The sequence below is a fragment of the Brevibacillus sp. FSL L8-0520 genome (assembly GCF_037963895.1).
Taxonomy (GTDB): domain Bacteria; phylum Bacillota; class Bacilli; order Brevibacillales; family Brevibacillaceae; genus Brevibacillus; species Brevibacillus borstelensis.
Map to the genome: position 1 here is coordinate 3315160 of NZ_CP150171.1, position 26632 is coordinate 3341791.

25 protein-coding genes, 1 other RNA gene and 2 riboswitches are annotated in these 26632 nt (G+C 52.9%); of the genes, 9 read left to right on the top strand and 17 right to left on the bottom strand.

The genetic code is table 11. The features are described from left to right. Window positions 1-61: 61 nt before the first annotated feature. From NSQ24_RS16540 to NSQ24_RS16550, 3 genes are read left to right on the top strand one after another with little or no spacing between them, the layout of a single operon-like run. The gene (locus tag NSQ24_RS16540; RefSeq protein WP_279041955.1) at window positions 62-1801 is read left to right on the top strand and encodes an NFACT RNA binding domain-containing protein; all 1740 of its coding nucleotides are present in this window, start codon (window positions 62-64) and stop codon (window positions 1799-1801) included. 35 nt (window positions 1802-1836) lie between these two features. Next, complete coding sequence (locus NSQ24_RS16545) at window positions 1837-2181, top strand: DUF2512 family protein (RefSeq protein ID WP_003386149.1); 345 nt, start codon at window positions 1837-1839, stop codon at window positions 2179-2181. 31 nt (window positions 2182-2212) lie between these two features. After that, window positions 2213-2686: a hypothetical protein gene (locus NSQ24_RS16550; RefSeq protein WP_003386150.1), complete on the top strand. Its 474-nt coding sequence runs from the start codon at window positions 2213-2215 to the stop codon at window positions 2684-2686. Window positions 2687-2795: 109 nt separating this feature from the next. Here the strand turns inward: NSQ24_RS16550 and ssrS are convergent. From ssrS to NSQ24_RS16575, 5 genes are all read right to left on the bottom strand, one after another. Then, window positions 2796-2989: non-coding RNA, 6S RNA (gene ssrS, locus NSQ24_RS16555), on the bottom strand. 92 nt (window positions 2990-3081) lie between these two features. Beyond that, a complete protein-coding gene (locus tag NSQ24_RS16560; RefSeq protein ID WP_024982920.1) occupies window positions 3082-3852 on the bottom strand; it encodes an enoyl-CoA hydratase-related protein in 771 nt (256 codons plus the stop codon). Between the two features lie 27 nt (window positions 3853-3879). Continuing rightward, window positions 3880-5052, bottom strand: coding sequence for a CoA transferase (locus tag NSQ24_RS16565; RefSeq protein WP_339166239.1), 1173 nt, complete (start codon window positions 5050-5052; stop codon window positions 3880-3882). A 546-nt stretch (window positions 5053-5598) separates the two neighbouring features. Beyond that, window positions 5599-6534 carry an EamA family transporter gene (locus tag NSQ24_RS16570; RefSeq protein ID WP_003386153.1) on the bottom strand — a complete coding sequence of 312 codons (936 nt, stop codon included), beginning with the start codon at window positions 6532-6534 and terminating at the stop codon, window positions 5599-5601. A 23-nt stretch (window positions 6535-6557) separates the two neighbouring features. Further along, window positions 6558-7502, bottom strand: coding sequence for a GntR family transcriptional regulator (locus tag NSQ24_RS16575; RefSeq protein WP_024982922.1), 945 nt, complete (start codon window positions 7500-7502; stop codon window positions 6558-6560). 143 nt (window positions 7503-7645) lie between these two features. On the opposite strand from NSQ24_RS16575, the gene NSQ24_RS16580 reads away from it, so the two are divergent. Beyond that, window positions 7646-7816 carry a YjzC family protein gene (locus tag NSQ24_RS16580; RefSeq protein ID WP_003386157.1) on the top strand — a complete coding sequence of 57 codons (171 nt, stop codon included), beginning with the start codon at window positions 7646-7648 and terminating at the stop codon, window positions 7814-7816. A gap of 52 nt (window positions 7817-7868) precedes the next feature. On the opposite strand, the gene NSQ24_RS16585 is transcribed toward NSQ24_RS16580, so the two are convergent. After that, window positions 7869-8108, bottom strand: coding sequence for a hypothetical protein (locus tag NSQ24_RS16585; protein WP_003386158.1), 240 nt, complete (start codon window positions 8106-8108; stop codon window positions 7869-7871). An 88-nt stretch (window positions 8109-8196) separates the two neighbouring features. Here NSQ24_RS16585 and NSQ24_RS16590 point away from each other — a divergent pair, with 88 nt between their 5' ends. Continuing rightward, window positions 8197-8742, top strand: coding sequence for a DUF309 domain-containing protein (locus tag NSQ24_RS16590; protein ID WP_003386159.1), 546 nt, complete (start codon window positions 8197-8199; stop codon window positions 8740-8742). Here the strand turns inward: NSQ24_RS16590 and NSQ24_RS16595 are convergent. Both NSQ24_RS16595 and NSQ24_RS16600 read right to left on the bottom strand, forming a co-directional pair. Continuing rightward, window positions 8706-9266 (bottom strand): RNA 2'-phosphotransferase, encoded by a 561-nt coding sequence (locus NSQ24_RS16595; protein WP_024982924.1) that lies wholly within the window; start codon window positions 9264-9266, stop codon window positions 8706-8708. The genes NSQ24_RS16590 and NSQ24_RS16595 overlap by 37 nt on opposite strands. A gap of 22 nt (window positions 9267-9288) precedes the next feature. Continuing rightward, window positions 9289-9972: a type II CAAX endopeptidase family protein gene (locus NSQ24_RS16600; RefSeq protein WP_339166242.1), complete on the bottom strand. Its 684-nt coding sequence runs from the start codon at window positions 9970-9972 to the stop codon at window positions 9289-9291. A 157-nt stretch (window positions 9973-10129) separates the two neighbouring features. Here NSQ24_RS16600 and NSQ24_RS16605 point away from each other — a divergent pair, with 157 nt between their 5' ends. After that, a complete protein-coding gene (locus NSQ24_RS16605; RefSeq protein ID WP_003386162.1) occupies window positions 10130-11332 on the top strand; it encodes an MFS transporter in 1203 nt (400 codons plus the stop codon). Between the two features lie 105 nt (window positions 11333-11437). Continuing rightward, window positions 11438-11920, top strand: a complete 483-nt coding sequence (locus tag NSQ24_RS16610; RefSeq protein ID WP_003386163.1) for a cytochrome c biogenesis protein CcdC — start codon at window positions 11438-11440, stop codon at window positions 11918-11920. Window positions 11921-11989: 69 nt separating this feature from the next. Here the strand turns inward: NSQ24_RS16610 and NSQ24_RS16615 are convergent, their stop codons facing one another. The 9 genes from NSQ24_RS16615 to NSQ24_RS16655 form a co-directional block, all read right to left on the bottom strand. Then, window positions 11990-12805 (bottom strand): VOC family protein, encoded by an 816-nt coding sequence (locus NSQ24_RS16615; protein ID WP_339166244.1) that lies wholly within the window; start codon window positions 12803-12805, stop codon window positions 11990-11992. 42 nt (window positions 12806-12847) lie between these two features. Beyond that, entirely contained in the window at window positions 12848-14563 is a 1716-nt protein-coding gene (locus NSQ24_RS16620; protein WP_339166246.1) for a glycerol-3-phosphate dehydrogenase/oxidase, read from the bottom strand. A gap of 128 nt (window positions 14564-14691) precedes the next feature. After that, window positions 14692-15258 (bottom strand): glycerol-3-phosphate responsive antiterminator, encoded by a 567-nt coding sequence (locus tag NSQ24_RS16625; RefSeq protein ID WP_003386166.1) that lies wholly within the window; start codon window positions 15256-15258, stop codon window positions 14692-14694. 49 nt (window positions 15259-15307) lie between these two features. Further along, window positions 15308-16078: an HAD-IIA family hydrolase gene (locus NSQ24_RS16630; protein WP_003386167.1), complete on the bottom strand. Its 771-nt coding sequence runs from the start codon at window positions 16076-16078 to the stop codon at window positions 15308-15310. 12 nt (window positions 16079-16090) lie between these two features. After that, window positions 16091-17797, bottom strand: a complete 1707-nt coding sequence (locus NSQ24_RS16635; protein WP_003386169.1) for an iron ABC transporter permease — start codon at window positions 17795-17797, stop codon at window positions 16091-16093. Beyond that, complete coding sequence (locus NSQ24_RS16640) at window positions 17794-18921, bottom strand: ABC transporter ATP-binding protein (RefSeq protein ID WP_339166248.1); 1128 nt, start codon at window positions 18919-18921, stop codon at window positions 17794-17796. Before NSQ24_RS16640 ends, NSQ24_RS16635 begins: the two co-directional genes overlap by 4 nt. A gap of 12 nt (window positions 18922-18933) precedes the next feature. Then, window positions 18934-20010 carry an extracellular solute-binding protein gene (locus tag NSQ24_RS16645; protein WP_003386172.1) on the bottom strand — a complete coding sequence of 359 codons (1077 nt, stop codon included), beginning with the start codon at window positions 20008-20010 and terminating at the stop codon, window positions 18934-18936. A 239-nt stretch (window positions 20011-20249) separates the two neighbouring features. Next, entirely contained in the window at window positions 20250-21743 is a 1494-nt protein-coding gene (gene glpK / locus NSQ24_RS16650; RefSeq protein WP_339166250.1) for a glycerol kinase GlpK, read from the bottom strand. A 101-nt stretch (window positions 21744-21844) separates the two neighbouring features. Further along, window positions 21845-23095 carry a homoserine dehydrogenase gene (locus NSQ24_RS16655; RefSeq protein ID WP_031932960.1) on the bottom strand — a complete coding sequence of 417 codons (1251 nt, stop codon included), beginning with the start codon at window positions 23093-23095 and terminating at the stop codon, window positions 21845-21847. Window positions 23096-23180: 85 nt separating this feature from the next. After that, window positions 23181-23295: riboswitch (SAM riboswitch) on the bottom strand. A gap of 103 nt (window positions 23296-23398) precedes the next feature. Then, a riboswitch (SAM riboswitch) is annotated at window positions 23399-23510 on the bottom strand. A gap of 628 nt (window positions 23511-24138) precedes the next feature. On the opposite strand from NSQ24_RS16655, the gene NSQ24_RS16660 reads away from it, so the two are divergent. Together NSQ24_RS16660 and NSQ24_RS16665 are read left to right on the top strand one after the other, a co-directional pair. Beyond that, a complete protein-coding gene (locus tag NSQ24_RS16660; protein WP_003386175.1) occupies window positions 24139-25341 on the top strand; it encodes a saccharopine dehydrogenase C-terminal domain-containing protein in 1203 nt (400 codons plus the stop codon). A 130-nt stretch (window positions 25342-25471) separates the two neighbouring features. After that, window positions 25472-26617 (top strand): spermidine/putrescine ABC transporter substrate-binding protein, encoded by a 1146-nt coding sequence (locus tag NSQ24_RS16665; protein WP_003386176.1) that lies wholly within the window; start codon window positions 25472-25474, stop codon window positions 26615-26617. The last annotated feature ends 15 nt before the right edge of the window (window positions 26618-26632 follow it).

The following is a 26632-nucleotide window of genomic DNA, read 5'->3' on the forward strand; positions in this document are numbered from 1 at the left end:
GAAGAGGTCATGAACCGTTCACAGCGTATTTTGTATTTTTTAAGAGCTAGAGGTGAAGAAAATGGCTTTTGACGGTGTTGTGACTCGTGCCGTTGTACAAGAATTAAAACGATGGGAGGGCGCACGGATTGCCAAAATCCACCAGCCCCATTACAGCGATATTGTCATGCAATTGCGAATGCAGGGGGAAACGGGCAAGCTGCTGCTCTCTGCCAACCCGACCTACCCCCGCCTCCATCTGACTACCGAGGATTTTACCAATCCGATGGAGGCCCCGATGTTTTGCATGCTCCTTCGAAAGCATTGCGAAGGCGGATTGATCGAATCGATTGAGCAGGTCGATATGGAACGGATCGTCCATATGGATATCCGTACCCGCGACGAGCTGGGCGATACGACGCGCAGGCGGATCGTAATGGAGATCATGGGAAAACACAGCAACATCATCCTGCTCGACCCGGCGACCGGTGTAATCCTGGACAGTGCGCTGCATGTGACTCTTGCCATCAGCCAGTATCGGCAGGTGCTTCCAGGCAAAACGTATGTCGCTCCGCCCGGTCAGGACAAAAAAAATCCCCTGCTTGTATCCCAGCAGGAGTTTATCTCGCTGTTTAACTGGAACGGCGGCCGTTTCGATAAGCAATTGGTCGATACATTTACGGGGATGAGTCCCCTGCTCGCAAAAGAAATCGTTCACCGCTCCGGCCTGCCGACCCGCGAAGCATTGTGGCAAGCGTTTTCGCAAGTGATGCAAGACATTGCCCGACACGACTACGTCCCTCATTTGGCCGTGGCCAAAGACAAAACATACTTTCACGTCGTTTCCCTGACACATCTTCAAGATGCTGCCATCACTTCCTTTCCCACCGTCAGCCAATGCCTGCAGGGTTATTTTGAAGGAAAGGCACAGCGGGATACGGTCAAGCAAAAGGTTCACGATCTGATCCGCTTCGTAACCAATGAACGGAACAAAAACGTCAAAAAAATCGAGAAGCTGGAGCAAACCCTGGTGGATGCCCAGGAAGCGGAGCAATACCGCCTTTACGGCGAATTGATCACGGCCAATATGCATCTGCTGAAACGCGGAGATACCGTGCTGGAAACAGTCAATTGGTACGACGAGGATGGCGGTGTCGTCCGCATCCCGCTCGATCCCCTAAAAACGCCTTCGGAAAACTTGCAGGCGTACTATAAACGATACAACAAGGCCAAAAACAGTCTTGGCATTGTAGCGGAACAGATCGCGCAGGCTGAAGAAGAAATTGTTTATCTCGACGGCCTGCTCGTTCAGTTGGAGCATGCGACTGTACAGGATACGGAAGAGATCAGAGAAGAGCTGGCGGAGCAGGGCTACATCCGCAACAGGCAAAAGCGTCAGGCCAAAAAGAAAAAAGACCACCGCCCCGAGCTGGATACGTATACGTCCTCAGAGGGTGTGGAAATCCTGGTAGGCAAAAACAACAAGCAAAATGAATACTTGACCAACAAGCTGGCGTCCTCGGGTGATACATGGCTTCATACCAAGGATATCCCCGGGTCCCACGTCGTGATCCGCGGGCGAGATTTCTCGGAACAAACACTGAAAGAAGCGGCACTGCTCGCTGCCTATTACAGCAAAGCCCAAAACGGCAGTCAGGTTCCGGTCGATTACACACTGGTGAAGCATGTGAAAAAACCTAGCGGAGCCAAGCCCGGATTCGTCATCTACGAGCAGCAGCGCACTCTTTATGTCACACCTGACGAGAACAGCGTGCGCCGGTTGAAATCGAATTTCCGCGATACGAATAGCAAGACTACCTAGGATCATACTAAGAGCATGAAAGGAGGTGTTCGTTCTTGAGCATCTTGATAAAGCTCCTCTCAAACGGGATTATTGCCGTTCCGGGGCTAATGTGGTCGGGAACGTCACTCTCATTTGCGCTCGTCACCAGCGTAGTCATCAGTCTTATCTCTTATGTGGCCGGGGATCTGTTTATCCTTCCGCGTACAAACAACACATTCGCCAGTACGGCCGATTTTGGGCTCGCCTTTGCCCTTCTCTGGCTGAGCTGTGCCCTATTTGCAGTGCCCTACCGTCTTTCGGGAATATTTTTAACCGCTTTTGCCATCTCCATCGTGGAGTATTTCTACCATAATTACTTGCAGCACCGCGGTGTCCACCATTCCAGACACCCGGGTTGATACACGACTTTGACAGCTAAGGAGGATCGGGATGAACGTCATCGGGATCATCCAGACGGACTTGAATGAATTTAGCGTCCTGTTCGAGCCTGAGCAAGGTGGACAGCAGCAAGGCGGACAGGGGCAGGGACAAGGACAGCAATCACAGCAGCAGGGTGGCGGAGATCAGGACGACTCCATGTTCCTCAGCTTTTTGGAGGACCAAACCGGCGACAGCAGCGGCGGTCAAGACCAAGGGGGAAACAGCGGCAATCAGCAGCAGAATGGTCCCCAAGAGCTGACTGTTCGGATCAAAGGCATTCCCGAGGGCCAGAAAGCAAACTTCCTGCAAATGTACCAAATCATCCAGGATGCAAAGGACAGCAAGGACCTGGAGCAGACGCTGACCATCGTGAACAATGGCGATCAGCAAAATCAAGGCGCAGGCCATAACATGGCCGGCGGGAATAACGGAGGCGGCGGCAGCAGCTTTTCAGGAGGCTCCAATTCCTCCAAAAACCAATAGCGTCCCACATCACGAATAACAAAAAAACCTGAAGCGACGAGGCCTCAGGTTTTTTATGTACAATTTTTGCCACATAGGAATGGAAATTGCTTTCCAGGCTTGGACAAAAAAATCCCCCGCTCTGCCGTCCGACCTAATGTTTCTGTAACCTGTGCTCACACAGGTGGGCGACCCGTCCACGTTTTTGCCTTCCCATGCGTCCCATACAGGGAGGTGGGCCTGACATCCGCGTGAAGTTCTGTCTCCCAGAAAATACGTATAAGGTTAGAAACATATACAGCCTAACGAACATCGCAGGATCTTGTTGTTATTTACTTTACCATAGGTATGCCCTGTTCTCAATGGATAATTTCCCCTGAAAGGCCCGTTCTTTGATGAAAAACTCTCTTGGCGCTTTACTCTTTTTTCAGCCGCTGGCGGATGACCGTCTGAAACTCTGGATGGGCGATCAGTTTGGGCTGCTGCTGTTTTTCCCAGGCTAGAGCCTCCTCCATGTTGAGCTCCAGACATGCTGTCAATCCCATTTTGGTGGTCTCCCACGCCAGCTTCGGCATCCGCAGCAGGACTTTCGCAAGCTGGTTTGCTTCTTGTTCAAGAGCCGCTGCATCGACTGCCTTGTAGATCAACCCTATCTTCTCGGCTTCGCTTCCGCTGATTTTTTCTCCCAGCAAGGCCAGTCGTTTTGCCTGGGCCATACCGACCAGCCTTGGCAACAAATACGTGCCGCCAAAGTCGGTAGTCAATCCGATATGGACAAACGGTTCCTGAAGCACGGCCTCCTTTGCAGCCAGGACAAAATCCGCATGGAGAGCAAGGTTTAGTCCTGCTCCTACCGCCGCGCCTTCCACAACAGCAATCACAGGTTTGGGCATATGATGCAATTGCAGCAGAAAGTCGTTGATGATGGTCAGCGCCTGATGGGCTTGATCTGATTCACTCAGCATGCTGAGCACGCTTAAATCGGCGCCGGAACAAAAATTTCCGCCTGCTCCCCGAAAGATCACCACTCTTACTTCTTCCTTGGTAGCCGCAAAGGAAATCGCATCTTTCAGGAGAGAAAACATCTCGATCGTCATCGCGTTCAATACGCGCGGACGATTCAGCACAATAGTCAGAACCCCCTCATGAAGCTCGGTATAGAGAGGAAGTGTCTGTTGGTCATTCATTCACAAAACCTCCGTTTATGCTAGTATTCAAACGAAAATGACTCCGTCCCTTCCCAATTGGGCCAACTCTTCAAGCGACAGCCCCAGCTTCTGCGTCAGTACCTGGCGGGTATTCGCTCCATAACCTGGCGGAGGCGATAGGTCCCGGACCGGCTCGTCCCTGTCAGAAAGACTGGCTCGGGTGCGAACCTGCAGTCTCTCCCCGTATTCTCCTGCTTCAAGCGTAAACGTCAGTTGTCTGTTTTTTATAAAAGCGCTATCCAGCCAAGTATCTATCTCCTCTACGGGAGTCAGGCAGCAGTCCACCTCGCTTCCCAGTTTCCCCCACTCGGGCTGTGTCCTTGATAGAAAAAGCTTTTTCATTTCTTCGTACACATGCGGGTGTTCGTCGAGCCCCGCCCCGTACAGGTCTTCCCAATCCTCGCGGCCGACTGCCCTGCAGAAATTGAGCCAGAACTTTTCCTCGAGGGCCGCGAGAACGACGTACTTTCCTTCCGCTGTTTCAAAGATCTGGTAGGCAAGGCGACCTTTAAAAAACCGGGCCATCTCTTCTTCCCGTGCATGTTGGGCGCAAAGGACGTGCATGCCCATCCAGGAGGACAATGCGTCAACCAACGAAATGTCCAGATACGCTCCCTGGCCTGTTTGGTACCGCCTGATCAATGCCGCGCAGATTTGCTCGGATGCGTACATGCCGCCCGCATAATCGGCAATCGGGACCTCTGCAGCCACCGGTTTTCCGTCCTCGCCGCGGATCGCAGCAAGGAGTCCGCTTGCGGCCTGGAAGTTGAGATCATGCCCGCCTAGCTGATGCATCGGGCCGCTCTGTCCATACCCGGTAAGGGAGCAGTAAATGATGGAGGGATGGCTTTTGGAAAGTCTTTCGTAGTCAAGGCCCAAGAGCTTCATTACTCCGGGCCGAAAGCTTTCGACAACTACATCGGCCTGCCTGGCCAACTCATACGCCAGCTCTTTGCCTTTCCCCGTACGAAGATTGAGTGCCACGCTTTGTTTATTTCGGTTGGTAGAAAGAAAGATTGCTCTTGCCTCCCCGATTCTCGGTCCCATTGCCCGTCCAGGGTCTCCGGACGGATGCGTCTCCACCTTGATCACTTCTGCTCCCAGGTCAGCCAGTCTCATGGTGCAAAACGGTCCGGGAAGATGGCGCGAAAAATCGACTACCGTAATCCCTGTCAACATGGCTTTGACCGCTCCTTTCCAACCCTTTCCATGTTCATTTCGTTTTGAATGCCTTCAATCCTCTTTTTTTCAAAAAATAAAACAGTCTGACAACAAAAAAAGCGCCCGACAGAAAACCTGTGTACACACAGCTTCTGTCGGCGCTTTTGGTGAAAGACGGATCGCATTCTTTCACATTTGGAGGTATGACCGCTGGCGGTCAGCACATGCTCCCGCTTAAATGGGAAGCATGTTATTTCTGTTAATAGCGGCTGTCGTAACCACCGCTGGAGGAAGAGGAGTCGTGACCGTAGCCGCCACCATACCCTTTTTTATAGCTATGGCAGTCGTACTTATAAACAGGTTTGTAATAGCATTTTTTCTTGTAGTATTTCTTTTTGCAGCATTGTTTGTGATAGCAATGGCCGTAAGACTTTTTGCATCCGCAGCTCACTCGCTTCACCCCCTCTTCACTTGGTACAGTTACAAAATATGTCGAGGGGAGTGCTTCGGCACGGTACATGTATCTATTCAATGGGAAAATGAGCATCCGCCCTACGCGCTGCGCTAGAGGCTTTTTGACTCGAGAAACGGTTCCGCCGGGGAATTCCTTTGTTTATTTCGCTCCGCCCAGGCCACACCGATGAGAACGAGAAAACCTCCCAGCACAGTCATTGCGGTCAAAGGTTCGTGAAGAAACAGAATAGCCGTCGCCACATTGATCAATGGTGTTGCATTCAGGTAGATGCCTGCCCGGGCTGCGGACACTGTCTTCAATGCCTGATTCCACAAACTATAGGCACAAACCGTGCAGCCGAGCGTCAGGAAGAGAAAGCAGGCAAAGGTCTTTCCGTTAAAAACAGGGGGCCCGTACATCCAGACCTCCGCCAGGGCGAACGGAATCACCATGATTCCTCCGATCAAAAGCGTCAGGCAGGTAAACCATTCGCTCGGCATCTTCTCTTCCCCTGCGGGCCGTTTTTGTTGAATCACATAGATCGCGAAAACAAATTCGCCAGCCAAAACGAGCAAATCCCCCAAAACCGAGAAGCTGGCTTTGCTTTGAGATTGCAGTGTGATCATGAGTACGCCTGCCATTCCGATCAGCAGGCCGAGCCACTGGGAGATTGTAACGCGCTCTTTTAAATAAAGAGCCGCGAGCGAGAGTGTAAAGAGCGGCAGCATCGCAGCGATCATGCTGGCGTGCACCCCGCTGGTAAGAGACATCCCGGAAAAATTGCAGAGAAAGTATCCCGCGACACCGGTAAATGAAAGCATGGCCATTCGCTTCCAGGGAATGATAAGTCCTTCTTGCTGGGCGCCAGCATGACGCCTTGCTTTGGCGTTTCGTTTGGCAAAGAAAAAAAGAATGAGTCCGGCTGTAAGAAGTCTCATGCACATCAGGGAAAAAGGGTGCAATGTTTCCATGGCCCATTTTACCGGGACGACCGTCAGGCCCCATAAAAAAACGGCTCCCAGCAGCATCCAGCTCGCTTGTTTCATGAAATTTTCATCTCCGTTGGCTTTTACTGGGTGACGATTTTCCTTAGCTCATTGATCCCGTGGTGGTCAGGAATTTCCTGAAATTCCTTCACCTTGGGCAGCGTCAGGAGATGCGGCCGGGTCATGTAGCCCGGTTTGGAGATGTAAACGACGTCGCAATGGGCTATCAGCTCGAATACGTCCGGGGAATTGGCTTCTATCGTTCGCAAATCCAAGTGGGTAATACCGGCATTATGCAGATCGGCGATCATTCCTTCGGCTCCACGGAGGGTTGCGCAAATGAGACCTACCTTGGTTTGCCGCGGGTACGCCTCCATGGCAGGAATCACGGTAGTCGGGTCCGGAATGAAATCGAGACTGACAATCGGCGGTGATTCGCGCGGCAACGCCTGCTTCACTCTGGCGCTGACCGAAGGATGCGTGACAATTGCTTTATACTGACACAATAGTCCTCCTTCTTTCTCCAGCCAATCCCAAAAGTCATCCAGTGTTCGCCCTTCCACCATCGCACTGGGCAAGTGATATTGGACCAAACGCAAATATTCGGCCAGCTCCAGCTCTGTAAAACGGATGAAGAGGACGGGAAACTGATTGATCTCATGCATCACTACGGAAAGCACCCGCGTGAATTCCTCCATCGAATACCCCATAGCCTTTACTTTGTGAATCGTCTCTTTGGCCAGCAAAGCTAGATGGGCGGGGTTGCGGGTCAGCAGGGGATCATTGACAACATTGCTGACAATCGTTCCTCTTCCTTGCCTGGAGTCGACCAGGCCCTCCTGTTGAAGCCGCAAGTACACGCTGCGAATCGTGTTGTAGTTTACCTTGAGCTGTGCCGCCAGTTCTCTAACCGTGGGGAGCTGTGCATGAGGCGGCAATTCACCGCTGCGTATGGCCGCTGCGATCTGCTGGTACAATTGTTCGTGATACGAAACATTGGAATCCTTTTGCAAAGACAGGCGAAGCACGTGGCAACCTCCCCGTATATCATTTAATTTCAATCGTAAATCAATTCTGAATGTATCGTCAACATGAACAATCAGGATGAACCACGCTGCCGTATGAAATACTAAGCGTGACGATTACATCGCATGGAAAGAGGGGAATATAGATGGGCGAGCGCAGCCGTTTTCACGAGGGAGACAAGTCTCCGAAAAACGCCGTATACATGGAAATCGGGGAGACTGGAGCGAGTGTCCAGGACCCGATGATCATCGAACTGGGGAAAGGCGACAAATTTCCTCCCACCCGGAACAAGAATCGGGTTTGGACTCAAAAGTAAAGAATAAAGAGAAGAACCAACCCCCACCGGAAGGTTGGTTCTTCTTCATGTATCAATCAGCGCCTTCGTCTTCCTCGCCTTCTTCGTCATCATCGGTCACGTAAATAATCGAAACCCCCATGCTCTCAAGCAGCTGGAGCACTTCCCGGTTCAGCGTCTCGTCCCAGAGAAGCCCCAGACTCTCAACCAGCTCCAGCTCCTCCAGATCACCCGTTTCCGCATCTTGTATCAGTTCAATCACATCTGTCAATTGCTTCTCTTCCAGAATGGCAAGAATTTCTTCTTTGGTCATTTTCTTTCCTGCACCTCGTTTTCTGTATGTATCCTCCTCTATAATAGTACATAGTGAAAACGGAAAACAAAAGAGTGAGGTCATCGTTATGTACCCCCAACCCTATCTGGAATACCTGATACAGTTCCATGCCGAACGGGATTATTTTGAATGCCACGAAATTCTGGAGGAATATTGGAAAGAAAGCCCTCCCGGAGAAAGAAGGGCGGTTTGGGTCGGCTTGATTCAAGTAGCCGTGTCGCTCTACCACCAGCGCAGAGGGAATTTTGCCGGAGCCATCAAAATGATGGACAGCGCGATCAAGATCCTCAATAGAGAGAGGACCGACGTCCAGTCGCTTGGCCTGGACCCGGATGCAACCATCCAAACGCTCAGCCAGCTCCTTGCTGAGATGAAGCAAAACAGTCCCTATCACAGCATCCGATTGCCTATTGCCGACCCGGCCTTGCTGGCCGATTGCCGGAAGCGTTGCGAAGAACGAGGCCTTCATTTTGACAGCGAAAGCGATCTGTTCAATACATTTTTGTTACATAAACATACACAGCGGGACCGGTCGGATGTAATCGCCGAAAGGCTTCGCCGGCTCGATGAGCGCAGTCAGCGGCGCTCAGGCAGCACCGATGCGGATAAGTAAGCAGCAGGAATGGCCTCGGCAAAAAAATAACGTTCCGAGCCTTGATAAAAGCGTATCTTTTGCTGCCATGCATCGTGGGCACTGACTGCAAGCAAGACCAGTGTACCTTGCTCCTCACCGATATCGGCCGGGCTTGCAGCCAACTGCACATGTTCGTTTGCAATTGGCAGGAGTCCTCCCTCGGCTATTTGCGGGATCAGCTTTCGATGCGTACCATAAAACAGCTGCGGCGGCGGCTCCACCTCCTCGCCCCATTTTTTCGGACCTGGCAAAAACCCGTACGTAGCGCGGATCAACGCTCCGCCATCCCAGTCGATCCGGTGCTCCGGATCGTGATCGACCACTTGCCGGATGTCGTTCAGGGTGACACCGCTGCAGCCTTTTAACGTGCGGATGTAGGCCAGCAAGGCATTCACAGGCGTATATCCATATGTATCAAAATAAAGCAAAGGCTGTTCTCCGTTTTGTCTGAGAGCCGAGAGCAGCCTTTTCCGCAGCCGTTGTTCTTCATAATCCTTGAGCATTCGGCACCCTCCTATGGTCAATTCAGTAAACCCAGATGTGCAGTGCGAGAATGATCCCCAAATCGGCCATGAGGTGGCTCAGCCAGGTCGCGTAAACGGTCGGGAACAATCCTCTCAGCCAGCCCCACAAAAGGCCCGTTCCAAACACAAGTCCCGTGATCAGCACTCCCCATAACAATCCAAACAAAATGACTCCGACGACGAGATGATACAAGCAGTAAAAAAAACCGCTTATCAGCACAGCGACAGGCCGGGCCAGCGCATCCAGCAGACGCTCCAGAACAAAGCCGCGCCAGAGCAGCTCCTCCAACAAGGAATTGACAACGACCAAATACAGGGAAAACGGGAGAAGCCAGTCAGGTGTCACTCCCCAATCATTTAGCGTGTATTTGACGTGACTGGCGTTCACTATTCCCCCGCTGATCAAGAGCCAGGTCCCCGCCATCACTCCCGTCATGAGCATCGCTCCTAGGCCCAGACCGTATAGCATTCCTTTTTGATCAAAGGGCACCCATGCCCGCTTCCACTGTGCGGACAGCTTTTCTTCCCACATGCCGTGAAACAGCGGCACCAACAGACAAACGAGCAAGTGAAACAAGAGAAAGGTGGCAAACAGGCTGCGTTTTTCCACCAATCCGTAAAATATCGCCAAGGTAGCTGAAAAACCGTAAGCCACCAATAAGAGCAAAGCTCGCTTTCGTTTCACAGAGGAACACCCTTTTCCCTTTTGACAAATATAGGGTTCCCCATTTTCCGTCGCGCATACGACAGCCGGGAATCAATATACAAAATTTTGGGCAAATGCTATACTGTGTGAATCCAATTAATAAAAAAATTTTGAATAGGCAGAAGGAGTGGCTTAGATGTTGTGGCGCAATCGTACCTTTCTCCTCCTAATGACCGGAGAAGTGATCGCTGGTGCCGGTATGTGGATTTCCATTATCGCCAACCTCCAGTTCATGCAGCACATGATCCCTTCCGACACGGTCAAGGGATTGATTCTGATGAGCGGACTGATCGTCAGCATTCTCTTGTCACCAAAAGCCGGCGTCATGATCGACCGTTACGACAAAGGAAAGATCATGCTTTATGCGAGCCTCGTGCGTTGTCTCAGTCCGATATGCATGCTCCCTGCGATCTACTACGGCTCCCTTTCATGGATGGTCGTCTCCCTGGTCATCATGCAGGTCTCTGCCGCTTTTTATTTTCCGACCGTGCAGTCTTCCCTGCCAGCCATCCTCAGTCCGGCTGACTTGTTGAAGGCAAACAGCGTCTACCTCAACCTCTCGACATTGTCACGGATTGGCGGAACAGCCGTAGGCGGCATACTCGTCGCGAACATGGATTTATCCCAGCTCTACCTGTTTTCGCTCGCGGCTTATCTGGCTCTGGCCTTTGTCACCAGATTTTTGCGTATCCCCGCAGTCGATTCCCGCAAGCGACAGGAAAAGGTGGAATTCCGCGAGGTGCTGACCGTGACGAAGAAAGACCCTGCGCTGATGGTTGCCTTGCTCAACACAGGCCTGATTACGCTGTTTCTCGGCGGCTTTAACCTGCTCGTGCTCAATTTCAGCGAAATCCAGCAAAGTCCCGAGCTGATGGGCTGGATTTATACGGTAGAGGGCATGAGCATTTTGGCGGGCGGACTCCTTGCCAAGCGTTGGATTGGCGGACGCAACCTGATCGCCGCATCCACTGTTTTGCTGTTCTTTTTTGCCCTTTCGCAGTACGGCATGTCGTTTGCAGACAGCCGGTTCATGGTCTTGGCTTCATTTGGCGTCTTTGGCTTTACCGTCGCTTTCTTTTTCCCCGTGACCACGACGATTTTTCAGCGCCGGCTGCCAGAGCACCAGCAAGGCCGGTTCTTCTCCTTCAAAGGGATGCTTGACCGCGGGTTCTTTCTCGTCGCTTTGGGAACGACCGGGATTTGCCTCGATCTGTTCGGCGTCTCCGGTTACATGCTCGGGATCGGCTCCGTTACGCTGCTGATGGCCGCGCTGACGATGGTGTATAGCAAGAAGCACAAACTCGACGTCCGCGAGACGGATGAGCCTGCAGTCGCCTGACACCCGTCTGACTGCGATTGCTTGCAGAAATGGAAAAGAGCGCTTTCCTCTTTTTTAAAAAATGGTGTAAACTAGTACCATCATGGAGTAAGGAGGAGCATTTCCATGCACATCCTGTCAACGACCGCTCTCGGGATGCTTATCCCGTTACTCATGGCTACCGCGGTTATCTTTCTGCGACTCCGCGGACAGAAAAAGCCGGTCTCCGCACGCCGGATAATCCTGCCGCCATTGTTCATGTCAACCGGTTTTGCCATGTTTCATTTTCCGGAAACGGCAACACCGCTGATCTACCACGTGATTGCATTTGGTGCAGGGATGATTCTTTCCATTCCGTTGATTATGACGTCCCGTTTTGAAATTGTCGGGCAGGACGTATATTTGAAACGATCCAAAGCGTTTTTTATGATTCTTTTGGCGTTGCTCGTTATCCGGACCGTGATCAAGCTGTGGGTCAACGACTCGTTTTCAGTCATGCAGACAGCCGGCCTGTTCTTCGTCTTGGCGTATGGCATGATCGTTCCGTGGCGACTGGCGATGCTCTACATGTATCGCCAATTTACCAAAAATCCTGTCCGGGAATCGTAACAAAACACGTGCTTCCAAAAAAACAAGAGCAGTCCCCTGCGGAAAACCAGGGAACTGCTCTTTTTCGCATCAAATGGACGACCACTCGTAGTTGCCGCCGAAAATTCCTGCGCTGTGCACGCTGGAGCCGGGACCTGCAAAACGGATGAGAAAGGGACGTTCCCCTCTGGTGGACAACGCATCCCTGGTGACACCGGCTCCCATCGGTTGACAGAGCAGCAGATCGGCCCCGTCGCATTGGATGCGCCGGCATTTGGCTTGCAGCCGTTCGTCCGCAAATTCTTCGCCTGCCACAAGACCGAGCCACTCCTGCCAGTCGCGGGCCGCTTCGTCCAAATTGCCGGTAGCAAGCGCAATGTATGCGATTTCTTGTGAGCCGTTTTCATGCGGGGCGATCATCCCTCGTCTGGTCAAGTCATTCACTCTGGCTTCATCTGACTCATCCCATTGGATCAGAAAGGGAATGCGGCGCTGCTTTTCGGCCCCCTCGGCAAAAAGCATTTTCCACTGAATGAACGTGCCGTCCTCCCGCTTTCTGCTGCCAGGCAACGGCCCTGTCACCTGGTATCCGCGCTGTTCAAAGCGCTCTGCCCACCGCTCGATCTCATCTGCGCGAAAGGCAAGCTGCCCCATTCCTTCGCCGACTGTCGCCTCGGCAACCAATTGCCGGACGAGCGGATTCTCTGCACTCGCGGCAATATCGGGAAATTCTACGGCGAGAAACTCCACGTAGGATAAGCCGAAATAGCTGAGGCTGTTGTAAGTCCCCCACGATTCATGCCGTCCCCCCGCTACTGTATGAAAGCCCGCCTTTTTCAGCCGATCAGAAGCCTCCAGGGGTGGTCTGTAAAGAAAGTGAACGAGGTGATCAAACGAAAGTTTCATCCTATCCGCCCTCTTTTCTTGAACGTCCTCATAATGATCGTTTCAAAAAATAGTACCTGATTTTTGGGAAAAGTCAATTGATTCCCCAACATGATCGGATAGGTCCTGCTCATTTCGCGGGAGATTTTTCAGCGAATGCAGGTAGTTTTGCGCTTCGGCATTCTGGCGAGCTGCCTCTGCAGCGCTCCAGCCCAGCTCCTGTGCCATCAGCCGGACGACAAGCTCTCTTAGCTCCTCGGCCTTGTGCAGTTGAAAATAGGTCCATCCCGTACGCAGTCGGAGGAAATCAACGGCCTGGACGGTCATTTCTTCCTCGATTGCATACTTGATCTGTGCCGCCAGCAATTGTTCCCGGGTGGGTGAGCCCTCGGAAATCCGCTTGTAAATGCTCAATGTGTTGCTACCGAAAGTATCGATCCACTCCTGCGCTATCTCCGTTTCTACTCCCAGCTCGATTCCCTGTCGAAGAATCTCTTTTTTCCAATCCCCGTACTTTTCATATCCATGGTGTTCCCCTCCGCTGATGACAATGCGGTCGGTGGAGCAAGCCGGGTACTCCTTGCCTTCATTCTCCTTCAGCTTGTGGGCGATCGTGTCGACCACTTTTTCCGCCATCTTGCGAAAGCCCGTCAGCTTGCCGCCAGCGATGGTGATCAATCCGGTAGGCGAGTGAAAAATTTCATCCTTGCGGGATAATTCCGACGGTCCCTTTCCTTCCTCGTAAATGAGCGGACGAAGCCCGGCCCAATTGGAGTGGACATCTGCCGGCTCCAGCCTGACGGACGGGAACATGCTGTTTACGGCACGGAGCAAATAATCCCGGTCCTCTTCTGTCGTGCGCGGATGGTCAATGGAATGCTCGTAGGCCGTATCCGTTGTGCCGATGTACGTGATCCTTCCTCTGGGAATGACAAAAACCATCCGTCCATCCGGCGTATCAAAATAGGCGGCCTGCTTGACCGGCAATCTGTCCGCCGATACGACCAGGTGAACACCTTTTGTCAAATAGAGCCGTTTGCCTTGCAGGGAGCCGTCCACTTGCCGTACGCCATCTACCCATGGCCCAGTCGCATTGACGACATATTTGGCATGAATCGGGTAGCTCTTGCCTGTTAACCGGTCTGTGACGAGCGCCCCCTTCAACATGCCGTTGTCGTACAAAAATTGTTCAGCCTTCGCGTAGTTAACGGCCGTAGCGCCCAATCCAACGGCTGTTTTCATGATGTCAAGCGTCAGGCGGGCGTCATCCGTCCGGTACTCAAAGTACAGGCCCGCACCTTTTAACCCTTCCGTTTTGAGCAGCGGCTCCCGCGAGAGTGTTTCCTTTCTCCCCAGCATCTTGCGCCGTTCCTTCCGCGCCACTCCGGCGAGCCAGTCGTACACGTACAAGCCGACAGACGAAGCCAGGTAGCCGTAGGTCCCTCCCTTGTAGATCGGCAAAAGCATCGGTGCAGGGATCACCAGATGAGGGGCATTTTTGTACAGAATGGCCCGCTCTCGTCCCACCTCCTGAACCAGCCGCACTTCCCCTTGCTTTAAATACCGCAGACCTCCGTGAATCAGCTTGGTCGACCGGCTGCTCGTGCCGGAACCAAAATCGTTCATTTCCAACAAGCCTACCTTCAGTCCGCGTTTGCTCGCATCAAGCGCAATGCCGGCACCGGTAATACCTCCACCGATGACGAGCAGGTCAAGCGTATCTGTGGACATTTGCTGCAGAAGTTCCTGTCTGGTCCGTGCTGAAAATCGGTTACCCACTGGTTGCCTCCTCTCCGGCTTCGTGCCGGATGTTTTTGATCAACGAAAAAACCCCCATGAAAAGATCGGCCTGCCATGCAGACATGCCTTCTTTCCAAAGGGGTATCTCCTCATCTCTTCCCTTTTTCCTATTCAGGTGAAAACCAAAATTCTTTTGTTCCGACCGACACGGCCAGGGCGCCAGCCGCCAGTGCCTCGTCGATTTCCTGCCTGGTTCCGATCAGGCCGCCCGCGATGATCGGCAGCGGAGTGAGCTCGGTCATTTCCCGGATGACTCTGGGCATCACACCCGGCATGATCTCGACAGCATCGGGGGCGCTCTGCTCAACTACCCTGATTCCTTTGACTACCGCATTTCGGTCAATTAAAAATATCCGCTGAATCGCCATCAGATCCATTTCCTTGGCAACTCGGATCAGGTTGCTTCGCGTGGAAATAATACCGGTAGGGGCGATGTTTCTTGCCACATAGGCAACCCCGCTCTTGTCCGGTGCGATCCCCTCGATAAATTCCATATGCAGAAACACCTGTTTGCCTGCTGCTTTGCTTCTGTCGACAAGCTCCTGAATGTTAAAAATGGAACCGGTCAACAGAAAGATGATATTGACATTGCTTCTGAGTGCGTCATCCAAATCGGCTTCGGATTGGACGGCAGCAATGGTTTCATACTCGACCAGATCTACAATAGGATACATCCGCTACCTCCATATGGTGCTTGGTTGCTCCCATTATAGCATCGCATGTCTAAAGATTCACAATTTCTTTAATACTATTTAAAATGTACCGCGGATTGTATTCGCTTTGCTCGGCCATTTCCCTGGTCGAAATTCCGGTCAAGACCAAAACGGAGTTCATGCCTGTATCGTTCCCCATTTTGATGTCCGTTTCCAGCCGATCCCCTACCATGTAGCAAGCATGGTAGTCCAGACCGAGGTGACGTACGGCCGCTTCGGCTGCTATCGGAGAAGGCTTCCCGACCACCAGATCAATCGGTCTTCCCGTCGCGCCTTCCAGTGCCCCGATGAAGGCCCCGGTATCGGGTATTTGGCCATCCTCCAGCGGGCAGGTGCGATCCGGGTTGGACGCGATCACCTTGGCCCCGCGAATGGCGGCTTGATACAAGTCGTTTAATCCGTCATACGTGAACTGTCGATCCCAAGAGAGAACGACATAAGACACTTCATTCGGGTCTTCGCTCATCTGTATGCCGTGCGCGCGCAGCTCGTCTCGAATCGGCTGCTCGCCGATCACCAGTACTTTATCTGTCGGAGTCATCACTTGCTGAAGGTATCTGGCTGCGATCAAGGATGAGTTCAGCACATCCTCCACTGTGGTGGGAATTCCCATTTTGGTCAGCTTTTCCGCGTAGGATTGACGGGTCGCGATCGGTTTGTTGGACAGAAACACGACCTTGTCCCCGCGGTTCCTTAGTTCCTGAATCGCTTCTGCTGCTCCCTCGATCAGGCGGTCTCCGAGATACACCGTACCGTCGAGGTCGAAGATAAACCCCTTCACTGCCTTTCCTCCTTAGTACAGTTGATCCTTGGTCAATTTTTTCGCCAGGTACTGCAGGACAATGACGATCGCAATGATCAGAATCGCCATCGCTGACGCGGTGTAGTATTCACCCCGCAGCAGGTTTTGGAATACCGCCAGGCTCATCGGCGCCCAATCTGTCGGGGCCAGAAGCAGGGAAATGCTCGTTTCCTTGATCACCGTTACGAATACGAGGATAGCACCCGCTGCAATGCCGGGCAGCATCAGCGGTCCGATCACGGTCACGGCGGCGAGCAGGTTGGATGCCCCCATATTTACCGCTGCCTCTTCGATATCCTTGCGAATCGCCATCATCGAGCTCATCGTCGAGCGGATCATGTACGGCATTCGCCTGATCGTATAGGCGATGATGAGCAAGATCGCTGTTCCCGTAAGCTTCAACGGAGCGGTATTAAACGTTTGGATAAGCGCGATTCCCAGCGAGATGCCCGGTACGATCAGCGGAATGGACGAGATAAAATCAAGTCCCCCGGAGTTGCGACGCACGACAAAGTAGGAGACGAAGGTGGCAATCACCACGCTCAGGACCAGCGCTCCGCCGGCAAGAACCAGACTGTTTAGAATATTTTTATGCGACGTGCTGAAAATCGTCAGATAGTGGCTGAGCGTATAGCCGTCCGGCAATGCGTGACGTCCCCATGTAGTCGCGAGCGACGACAGGAAGATGGATGCGACACCGAGTACGGGAATCAGTACGACCAAAAAGGAGTAGGTGGTCAGTACGGAGACTACGCCCTTGTGATCGTTCATTTTTTGGCGAGTCGGTTTTCCCGAGATCGTGCCGTATTCCTTTCCCTTGATCACGAGGCGCTGGAGCCAGAAGAAGAAGGCTGCGACCAGGAGCATGATGACGGTCAATACCGCGGAACCTGCCCAGTTGAAGAAGCCGGCCATCTCCCGATACGCTTCGACCACGATCAGGTTGAGATCTTTTGGCGCCAAAATAATCGGTGTCCCGAAGTCGGAAAAGCTGACGGTAAAAATCAGCAGCATGCTCGAAACGATCCCCGGCATCGCCAGCGGCAAGGTCACTCGCATAAACGTGTACCAACTATGGGCACCGAGGTTTTGCGACGCTTCTTCCAAGGTCAGGTCGCTGATCTTGAAGGCTGCCACCATCGGCCACAGGGCGTACGGAAAGAAGTAGAAGACCTGTACGAGCACAATCCCGAGCATCGACTGGATGTCAAAAAGCACGCCTTCCCCGCCCAATGCTTGGTAGATGTGATTGACCCACCCCGTTTTTCCGAACATCAGCATGAAAGCATAGGACGAAATAAACGTGGGTACGACCAGAGGAATTGTACACAGTGTGGCAAAAAGTCCTTTGAACGGCATTTTCGTCCGCGCAAAGGCGTACGCAATCGGAATGACAACGATGGTCACAAGCAGTGCTACTCCGGTACTCAGCTTCAGGCTGTTCAGGAGGGCATCAAAGTAGCCCTTGCCCTCAAACAGCGAGGAGTAGGCCTCCAGAGACACATTGGACAGCTTCTCGATTGTCTTTGCCAGCGTTTTTTGGCTGACCAGGCTGCCGAACAGGTTGATCGGCTGGCCGGTAAAGCTGACGAGCAAAATCGAGAACAACGGAACCAGGAGAAACAGGAAGAAGAACAAGTAGATAAACCATTTCAGGACCGTAAACCCGCTCAATGATTCGAGAAATCGCTTTTTCATAGGATCACCACTAGATGAGGATCGATGGAAAGATAGACCTTTGTGCCTGGCGGAAGCAGCGGCGTTCCTGCTTCAAACGTCTTGTCCACTTCGATCTGCATGTTTCCGACCTGTACGTCATAGCGAATGCTGGGTCCAAGGTAGGTAGACATGGTGATGGTACCCTCTATCGATTTATCACCTGCATCGACCGGTTCTCCGGCAGCCAGGCGAATGCTTTCAGGGCGAATGATTACCTCTACATCTTCACGTTTCGCGGAAAAAGCCGATGTGAGCAGTTGCCCACCTTCAAGCTGAATGACTGTACCGCTTGCCTCCGTTCCTTTTACCTTGCCCTTGAAAATATTGGACGAGCCTACGAAATCCGCTACAAAAGTGGAGCCCGGATTGCTGTACAGCGCGGTGGGCATGTCCACCTGCACCAGCTTGCCTCCCTGCATAACTGCGACCCGGTCAGCCATGCTCATGGCCTCTTCCTGATCGTGTGTGACAAAGATCGTCGTAATTCCTACTTTTTGCTGAATCCGGCGGATCGTGACCCGCATGCTGTTGCGCAGCTTTTTGTCCAGGTTGGAGAGCGGTTCATCCATCAACAGCACAGCCGGCTCCATGATCAAGGCCCGAGCCAGCGCCACCCGCTGCTGCTGGCCGCCGGAAAGCTGTCCTGGCAGCCTGTCGGCCAAATGACCCAACTCTACGAAATCCAGTGCATCTCTCACCTTTTTTTCTGTCTCTTTGTCCACCCTGCCCAATTTCCGATTGAGCATATTGCCGAGGACTGCGAGCTTGGTGCCGAAGCCGCCTTGGTAGAAACGGCGCACCTGCAGGCTGTAGGCGACATTTTCAAATACATTCAAATGAGGGAACAGCGCATAGCTTTGAAAAACCATTCCGCAATTGCGCTGGTTGGCGGGGACGTTGCTGACATCGCGGTCCCCGATAAAAATTTTGCCGGATGTGGGACTTTCAAACCCGGCCACGCAGCGCATAGTCGTCGTTTTTCCGCAGCCGGACGGGCCGAGAAGGGCGAAGAACTCGCCCTCCCGAATGTCCAGACTGACGTCTTCCAATGCGGCGATTCCGTTAAACGATTTGTGCAAGTTCTCAATTCTGACCGACCCCATGGAAGAACCTCCTTATTGGAATTTTTGCCGCCATTCGTTGCGTACGCGGTCGTAGTTTTGCACGACCCAATCTACGTCGAGCTCCTGTGCATGCGGGATGACCTTTTCCAGCGTGAGCGGCGTTTTCGATTCAACCTCTTTGGAAATCGGGATATGGTACCAGTTGGCAAGCGTTTGCTGTCCTTCCTTGGACAACAGGTAGTCGATCAGCGCTTTGCCGCCGTCAGGGTTCGGTCCATCCTGGACAAGAGATACCGGGTTGACGATGACAGGAGTTTTCTCAGGAACGATAAAGTCCACCTTTTCCCCCTTTGCCTTCATTTCGTATGCCATGAAGTCAAATGCGATCGCGACATGGGCTTCGCCTTTGGCTACCGCTTTTCCGGGCGCCGAGCCGGAGTCAGGCATCGCGCTCATCTGATCGACCAATTTTTTGAAGTACTCCCAGCCTGGTTCCTCCCCGCGCTCCATCAGTTGGCTCAGAACCGTAAGCGTGGCTGTTCCGGATGCTGCCGGGTTCGGCATTTGGAGCTTGCCTTTCCATTTCGGGTCCAAGAGGTCGTCCCATGTTTTCGGCGCTTCTTCCGGTTTTACCAGGTCGGTATTGTAAACAAAGCCGAGGACGAACACCTCTGCTCCGATCCATTTCCAATCCTTGTCGCGGATTTTGATCCCGTCGCGCACTTCCGGCCAATCCTTGATCGCTTCAGGCGTATAGGCCGTAATAATATCCTTGTCCTTCGCCGACTCAAACGGCAGGAAACCGCCTCCGCCATACCAGACATCCCCCATCGGATTGTCCTTTTCGGCAATCATCTTGTTCACCAGAACGTTGGTGCCGGCGTACTGAATGTTAACGGTCGAGCCCTTGAAAGCCTTTTCAAAATTCTGACCAATTTCTTTGGTCATATCAGGTGTCTCAGGCGAGTAGAGTGCAATTTGACCCAGTTCTTTTGCGGCACCCGAACCCCCGCCAGCTTCTCCTTGGCCCGTACTGGATGAGCCCGTATCCCCCGAGGAACACCCCGCTACTGCCACCGTCGACAACAACGCCGCGGTCGCTACGACATTCAGCCACTTTTTCACCATTTGTCAGACCCCTCTTTCTATTCGTGTTCATTTTTCTGTTGATCGAATAGTTTGACGATAATGAATAAAAAGAAAACCCTTACGTATATAAACACACTCCTCCCCTTAAAAGGAATGTGTTTACGGGTAAGGGTTTTCTCCGTTTTCTCCGCCTAACCGTATTTCCGTATGTTTTCGTGCTGCACGATCAACTTTTCTAAAGTATAACCATAGTTTTCAATAACTGTCAATGAAAATGCTTACACAAATGCTGCCGCAGCCCGGACAGCCTTTTGCCAACCGGCATATAGCCTGCTGCGCTCCGTCTCTTCCAGTCTCGCCTCGAATGAGCGCTCAACCTGCCAATTGTGCGAAATCTCCTCTTTGCTTTTCCAAAAACCGATGCCCAACCCGGCCAAATAGGCGGCACCGAGCGCCGTCGTTTCATGTACGCGCGGACGCTCGACGGTGACACCGAGAATATCGCTTTGAAATTGCATCAGGAACTGATTCGCTACGGCACCGCCGTCTACGCGAAGCTTGCTCAGCGGAATGCCGGCATCTGCTTCCATGGCTGCCACCACGTCTCTGGTTTGGTACGCCAGCGACTCCAGTGTGGCCCGGATGAAATGCTCTTTTTTGGTTCCCCGGGTCAGTCCAAAAATCGCGCCGCGGACCTCGCTGTTCCAGTAAGGAGTGCCCAAGCCCACAAAAGCCGGGACGACATAGACGCCTTCGGTGGATGACACAGCCGTTGCGTAGCGTTCGCTGTCTGCCGAGGTTTTGAGCATGCGCAGGCCATCCCGCAGCCATTGGATCGCAGAGCCTGCGACAAAAATGCTCCCTTCCAGCGCGTACTCCACTTTTCCGCCAAGGCCCCAGGCGATCGTCGTCAGCAAGCCATGCTCGGAGCGAACGGCTTGTTCTCCGGTGTTCATCAGCAAAAAACAGCCGGTGCCGTATGTATTTTTGGCCATGCCCCGCTCGAAGCAGGCTTGCCCGAACAAAGCGGCCTGCTGGTCTCCTGCCGCCCCCGAGATCGGAACCTCGACGCCAAAGAACAAATCCTTGTCGGTTACCGCATACACCTCCGAGCTGCTTCTCACCTCAGGCAGCATCGCACGCGGGACATCGAGCAGAGCCAGCAGCTCATCGTCCCACTTCAAATCAAAAATATTGTACATGAGTGTGCGCGACGCGTTGGTATAGTCGGTCACATGCGCCCGGCCGCCGGACAGCTTCCAGATCAGCCACGTGTCAATCGTTCCGAACAGGAGGTCGCCCTGCTCCGCCAAAGCGCGGGCGCCTTCCACATGGTCGAGAATCCATTTTACTTTTGTGCCCGAAAAGTAAGCATCGATCAGCAGACCGGTCGTATCCCGAAACAATGGGTCGTATCCCTTGCTTTTGAGCTCTTCGCAAATTCCCGCTGTCTGTCTCGACTGCCAGACAATTGCGTGATAGATGGGCACTCCGGTATGCTTGTTCCACACCACGGTCGTCTCGCGTTGATTGGTGATCCCGATGGCTGCCACTTCCTGCGCCGAAACATTGTGGCTGGCCAAAACCTCGCCGATTACGCCGACGACCGATGACCAGATGTCCAGGGCATTGTGCTCTACCCATCCTGGCTGGGGAAAGAGCTGGGGAAATTCTTTCTGGGCCATCCCGACGATGCTTCCTTGCTTGTCGAACAAGATGGCCCGGGAACTGGTCGTCCCCTGATCGATTGCGAGCACATACTTTGTATCCATGAGCTTCCTCCTTCTACCGCGGGATACGGGCACCCTTTTTCTCCTCTATTAGGGGTGAAACCGGATGCGGTCTATATCCCGAAGCATTGGGCCGTCTCCGCTCACAACACGGGAAACTCTTCCGCCCTGATGCCGAAATCGCGGTGCAGCGCCTTCTTGTGCTCCTCTGCAAAACCGCTGGCAATCATGCCGATGCGCAAGACGCTCGCCCAGTCATATTGTATTCGCTGTTTTTCCACGAGAACTCCTGCCCGATCCAAAAAATGCGTGACTTGATCAGGCGTTCCCCGCAACGCTTTACTTTCCAGATAGCAAAAGCACCGCTTCTCCCCGGCTTCCCGATTGCCTGCCGGCTCGCTTTCCTGCCAGACCGGCTGAGGAGTGAAGCGCTGGGTCAGCAAATAGGCCAGATCCTCCACCACAGCGCTTGCTGTCGGAAGCTCGCCTGCCCCTTTGCCCATGAACAAAAGGTCGCCGACGATATTGCCCGACACCTGCACGGCGTTGTAGGCATCCTGCACCTGCGCGAGTGGGTGATCCAGCGGCAGAAGCGTTGGACGGACGGAAAGCTGTAGACCGCCCCCGGCCTTGGAAGCCTTGGCCAGCAGCTTGATCCGGTACCCCAATTCGCGGGCGAGGCCGATCTGTCCGAGATGCAGCTTTTCAATCCCCTGCCTCTCGGCTGCATGCAGCGGCAGCGATTCACCAAATACGAGCTGGGCGAGGATGTACGTTTTGTACAAGGCATCCCAGCCCTCTACGTCCGAGGCGGGGTCCGCTTCGGCGTAGCCCAGCTCCTGCGCCTGCTTCAGCACTTCGGCGTAGGGAAGCTTTTCCTGTTCCATCCGCGTCAGGATGTAATTCGTCGTCCCGTTTAAAATGCCGCTGACCGATACGATGTCATTAGTCCGGAGAAACTGGCGCAGCACGCCGAGAATCGGAATCCCTCCGGCTACGCTGGCCTCGTACGCGAGCTGAACGCCGTGCCGATTGGCTAGCCGCACCAGCTCCGTTCCGTGCTTGGCAAGCAGCTCCTTGTTCGCGGTGACGATGTGACAGCCCTTTTCAATCAGTGCACGGACATAGCCGTATGTCGGCTCGACGCCGCCCATCACCTCGACGACGATGTCCACGTCCGACGCCAGCACTTCTTCAAACCGGGTCGTGATCAGATTGTTCTCAATCGGTACAGACCGCTGCTTTTCCGCATTGCGGACCAGCGCCTTGACCACCTCGACACGTCTGCCCAACCTGTCCGACAGCTTTTGCTGCTGAGAGCGGATCGTTTTCAAGACGCCGCCCCCCACCGTCCCTACGCCAAGCAATCCTACTTTTACCACACTTGCACTCATGTACTCCACCTCTTTTTCTCATTTCAAACATAAAAAAGGCCTTCTTCCGTTTAAGAAGAAGGCTCGCGAGCTACAGGGGGCCTCCTTCTCATCTGCCAAGACATACTGCTGCTGTCTTGCAGGAATTGGCACCTTGCCACAAACTGCGTGACGGTTGCCGGGCTTCATCGGGCCAGTCCCTCCACCTCTCTGGATAAGAAAGAAGTTATGAAGTTGCGATAACTCAAAAACATTTGATCATACAAATAAAAAACCTTCTCCCGTTAAGAAGAAGGTTGGCATCCGGAATGGACGTACTCCCGCTTCTTATCTGTCAAGACTGTCATCAGTCCTGCAGGAATTGGCACCTTGTCACAAACTGCGTGACGGTTGCCGGGCTTCATCGGGCCAGTCCCTCCGCCTCTCTGGATAAGAACAGTATTTTCCTGTTGGCAACATTGTAAGGAATTCGGTTTGAGCCGTCAACCAGATATTTCCGACATTTCATCTTCGGACAATTCCTTTCATTTTTGAAAAGAAAGGTTTCTCATTTTTAATAAGGTGTTCTCATGCAGGTGATGGCGCACCAACAGACATTTCCAGCACTTTGTTTTGGTTTTTGCTTTCTCAATAGTGAGAATAATGGTACTGCCGATGCTCCTTCATACTGCACAGGAAGCAGCCGGTCATTTGGTATCATTCTTGCATATATTTTCAGAAAAGTCAGAGTATAATTCCCTTTTTCCATTCGCATGGGACGTCGGGTGCGTCGAATATACATGAATAAAAGACGCTCCACTCTGACTTTTTCAGCAGGAAGGAGGTGCTTTTTTTTGAGTAGGCTGCTGCCTGTTTTGATCCACGATCGTCCCACTTAGCTTCGGTTTCTACTATGATCTGCCCGTGTGCAGAAGGAGGGTGTTTGGATGAGACTTCGTCCGCGTGAACCAATCGATGTTGCGACACAAGTCGCGGTATTTCCTGCTACGATCGATCTGCATTTGCAAAAATGGCTGTTTCGAATGCGAAGATAGAACGTTTTCCAAAAATGGAAGGAGGACTCTATGCGAGTCGCTATTTTAGGAGTTGGCGGTGTAGGACAAGTAAGCGCGTGTGAAATCGTGAAATCGAAGTATTTGCAAAAACTGGTGCTGGCAGATATATCGATCGGCCCGGCTGAAGAGCTGGCTGCCGAGCTGCGCCGGGAGACGGATGTGGAAATCCAGGTAAAACGTGTCGACGCACGCGATGTATCGAGCGTCCAATCTATTTTGACTGACATTGACGTACTGCTGCATATCGGCTTGCCGGAAAACAACTTTGAAGTGATGAAAGCGTGCCTGAACACGAAAACCCATTATATCGACACGGCTTCCAGCGGCCCGCAATGGCTCCGCAAGCAGCTAGCCTGGACCGATAAATTCAAAGCGGCAGGCATTCTCGGAATCATGGGGCTTGGGTGCGATCCCGGCTTCTCCAACATCGCGGCGCGGTACGCTGTGGATCAGTTGGACGAAGTCGATGAGATTTTGATTCGCGACGGCGACAATTCCGTCGTCGACTACGACGGCTTCTGCTCCTTCTTCAGTCCGCAGACAGCCATTCAGGAGTGTTTGGCCAAACCGAACTTCTGGACGGCTGACAAGGGTGAACAATACTTGCCTACTCCCTTTGCCAACAAAGAGGAGTTCGAATTCCCCGAGCCGATCGGCTGGCTGGACTGCTACAACGTGGAGCACGAAGAAGCGACCACTCTTGGCGAGACGATTGGCCGCGCAAAAGGGTGCAAATACGTGGACTTCAAGTACGCCCTCCATCCCGACTTTGTGAATACCCTCAAGGTGCTGAGCTATCTGGGACTGGACAGCGACGAAGAGATCGAGGTCAAAGGCGTCAAGGTAGCGCCGCGCGATGTAGTCGTGACGACCATGCCGAAACCGGCCGATCTCGCCGGAAAAATCCACGGATACTCCTCCGTCGGCGCACTCGTCAAAGGCAAGAAGAACAACAAGCGAAAAGAAGTTTACGTCTACACGATCGCCAATCACGATGAGGTTTACTACAAGACGGAATTTCAAGCAACGATCTGGCAGACAGGCATCCCGCCGGTCGTCGCTGTCGACATGATCGCTGAAGGATTGTTGACCACGACCGGCTGCATTCCGCCCGAGCTGATCGACCCGCTCCCCTTTTTAGAGCGGTTAAAGGCTCGCGGCATGACTTGGGATGTGATTGAGAAGACTGCCCCTCTCAGGCAAATATCGTAGTACGTAACTTGAGATATAGAAAAAGATCGGGATTGGCAGCTGTTGCCGCTGTCCCGATCTTTGTTAAATACAGATCGGGTACGTTTCTTCCGATTCATCAATCCTACATGAAACGAAGGTGAAACCTCTCATGATGGAGAAAAAGCGGACAAGCCTGTTCATGCTCATCTTAGTCGCTGCTCTGGTTCTGTTGACCGGATTGACTGGTTGCGGAAGCAGCTCTGTCCAGCCGGGTCAGCAGGTCCAGGGGAATGGCGCTCCCTCGTCGGGAAATGAAGCTGCCAAAGCGGGCGGAGACAGCCAGGCAGGATTGTCCAAATCGCTCAACCTCTTTATCTGGTCGGAGTACATCCCGCCAAGTGTTCTGGAGGCATTTGAAAAAGAGTACGGCGTAAAGGTGAATATCAGTACCTACTCCTCGAACGAGGAAATGTTCGCCAAACTGTCTGTCAATTCTTCGGGCTATGATCTTGCCGTCGCGAGCGACTACATGGTAGACTTGATGCGCAAACAGCAATTGATGGAAAAGTTGGACTACTCCAGCATCAGCAACATCAAAAACGTCGGTCCGGAGTTTTTGAAACGCTCCTCTGATCCCGAGGGGGCTTTCTCTGTGCCGTACATGTGGGGAAATGTCGTGATTGCGGTCAATGCGGACAAGGTTTCCATCCCCATTTCCGGTTACCGGGATCTGCTTAACCCAAAGTTGAAGGGATCGCTGGTCGTACTCGATGACGCCCGCTCGATGATCGGCATCGCCAATCAAATGCAGGGCAAGTCACTGAATGAGACGGACCCCGCCGTACTGGAAAAATCGAAAGAGCTGCTCAGCCAATTGATGCCCAACGTAAAGGCTTTTGACAGCGACAGCCCGAAGACGCTGCTCGTATCCGGCGAGGTGGCGGCCGGCATCGTCTACGGTGCCGAGGCTTCGCTAGCCCGTCAGGAAAATCCGGCGATCAAAACGATACTGCCCCAGGAAGGCATGGAGCTTTGGCAGGATAATTTCGTCATTCCCAAGGGCAGTCCAAACAAAAAAACGGCAGAGACATTCATCAACTTCATTCTTCGCCCGGACATCAGCGCCGAAATCTCCAAACATTACCCGTATGCGAATCCGAACCTGGCCGCCCACGAGCTGATCGACAAGGCCGTTTTGGAAGACCCCGCCGTCTATCCGCCGAAGGAGGACTTGGCAAAAGGGGAATACATGGTGGACATCGGGGATGCCGCCAAGCAGTATGACCGGATTTGGTCGGAAATTAAACTTGAGTAAAAAGGTGGATGACGC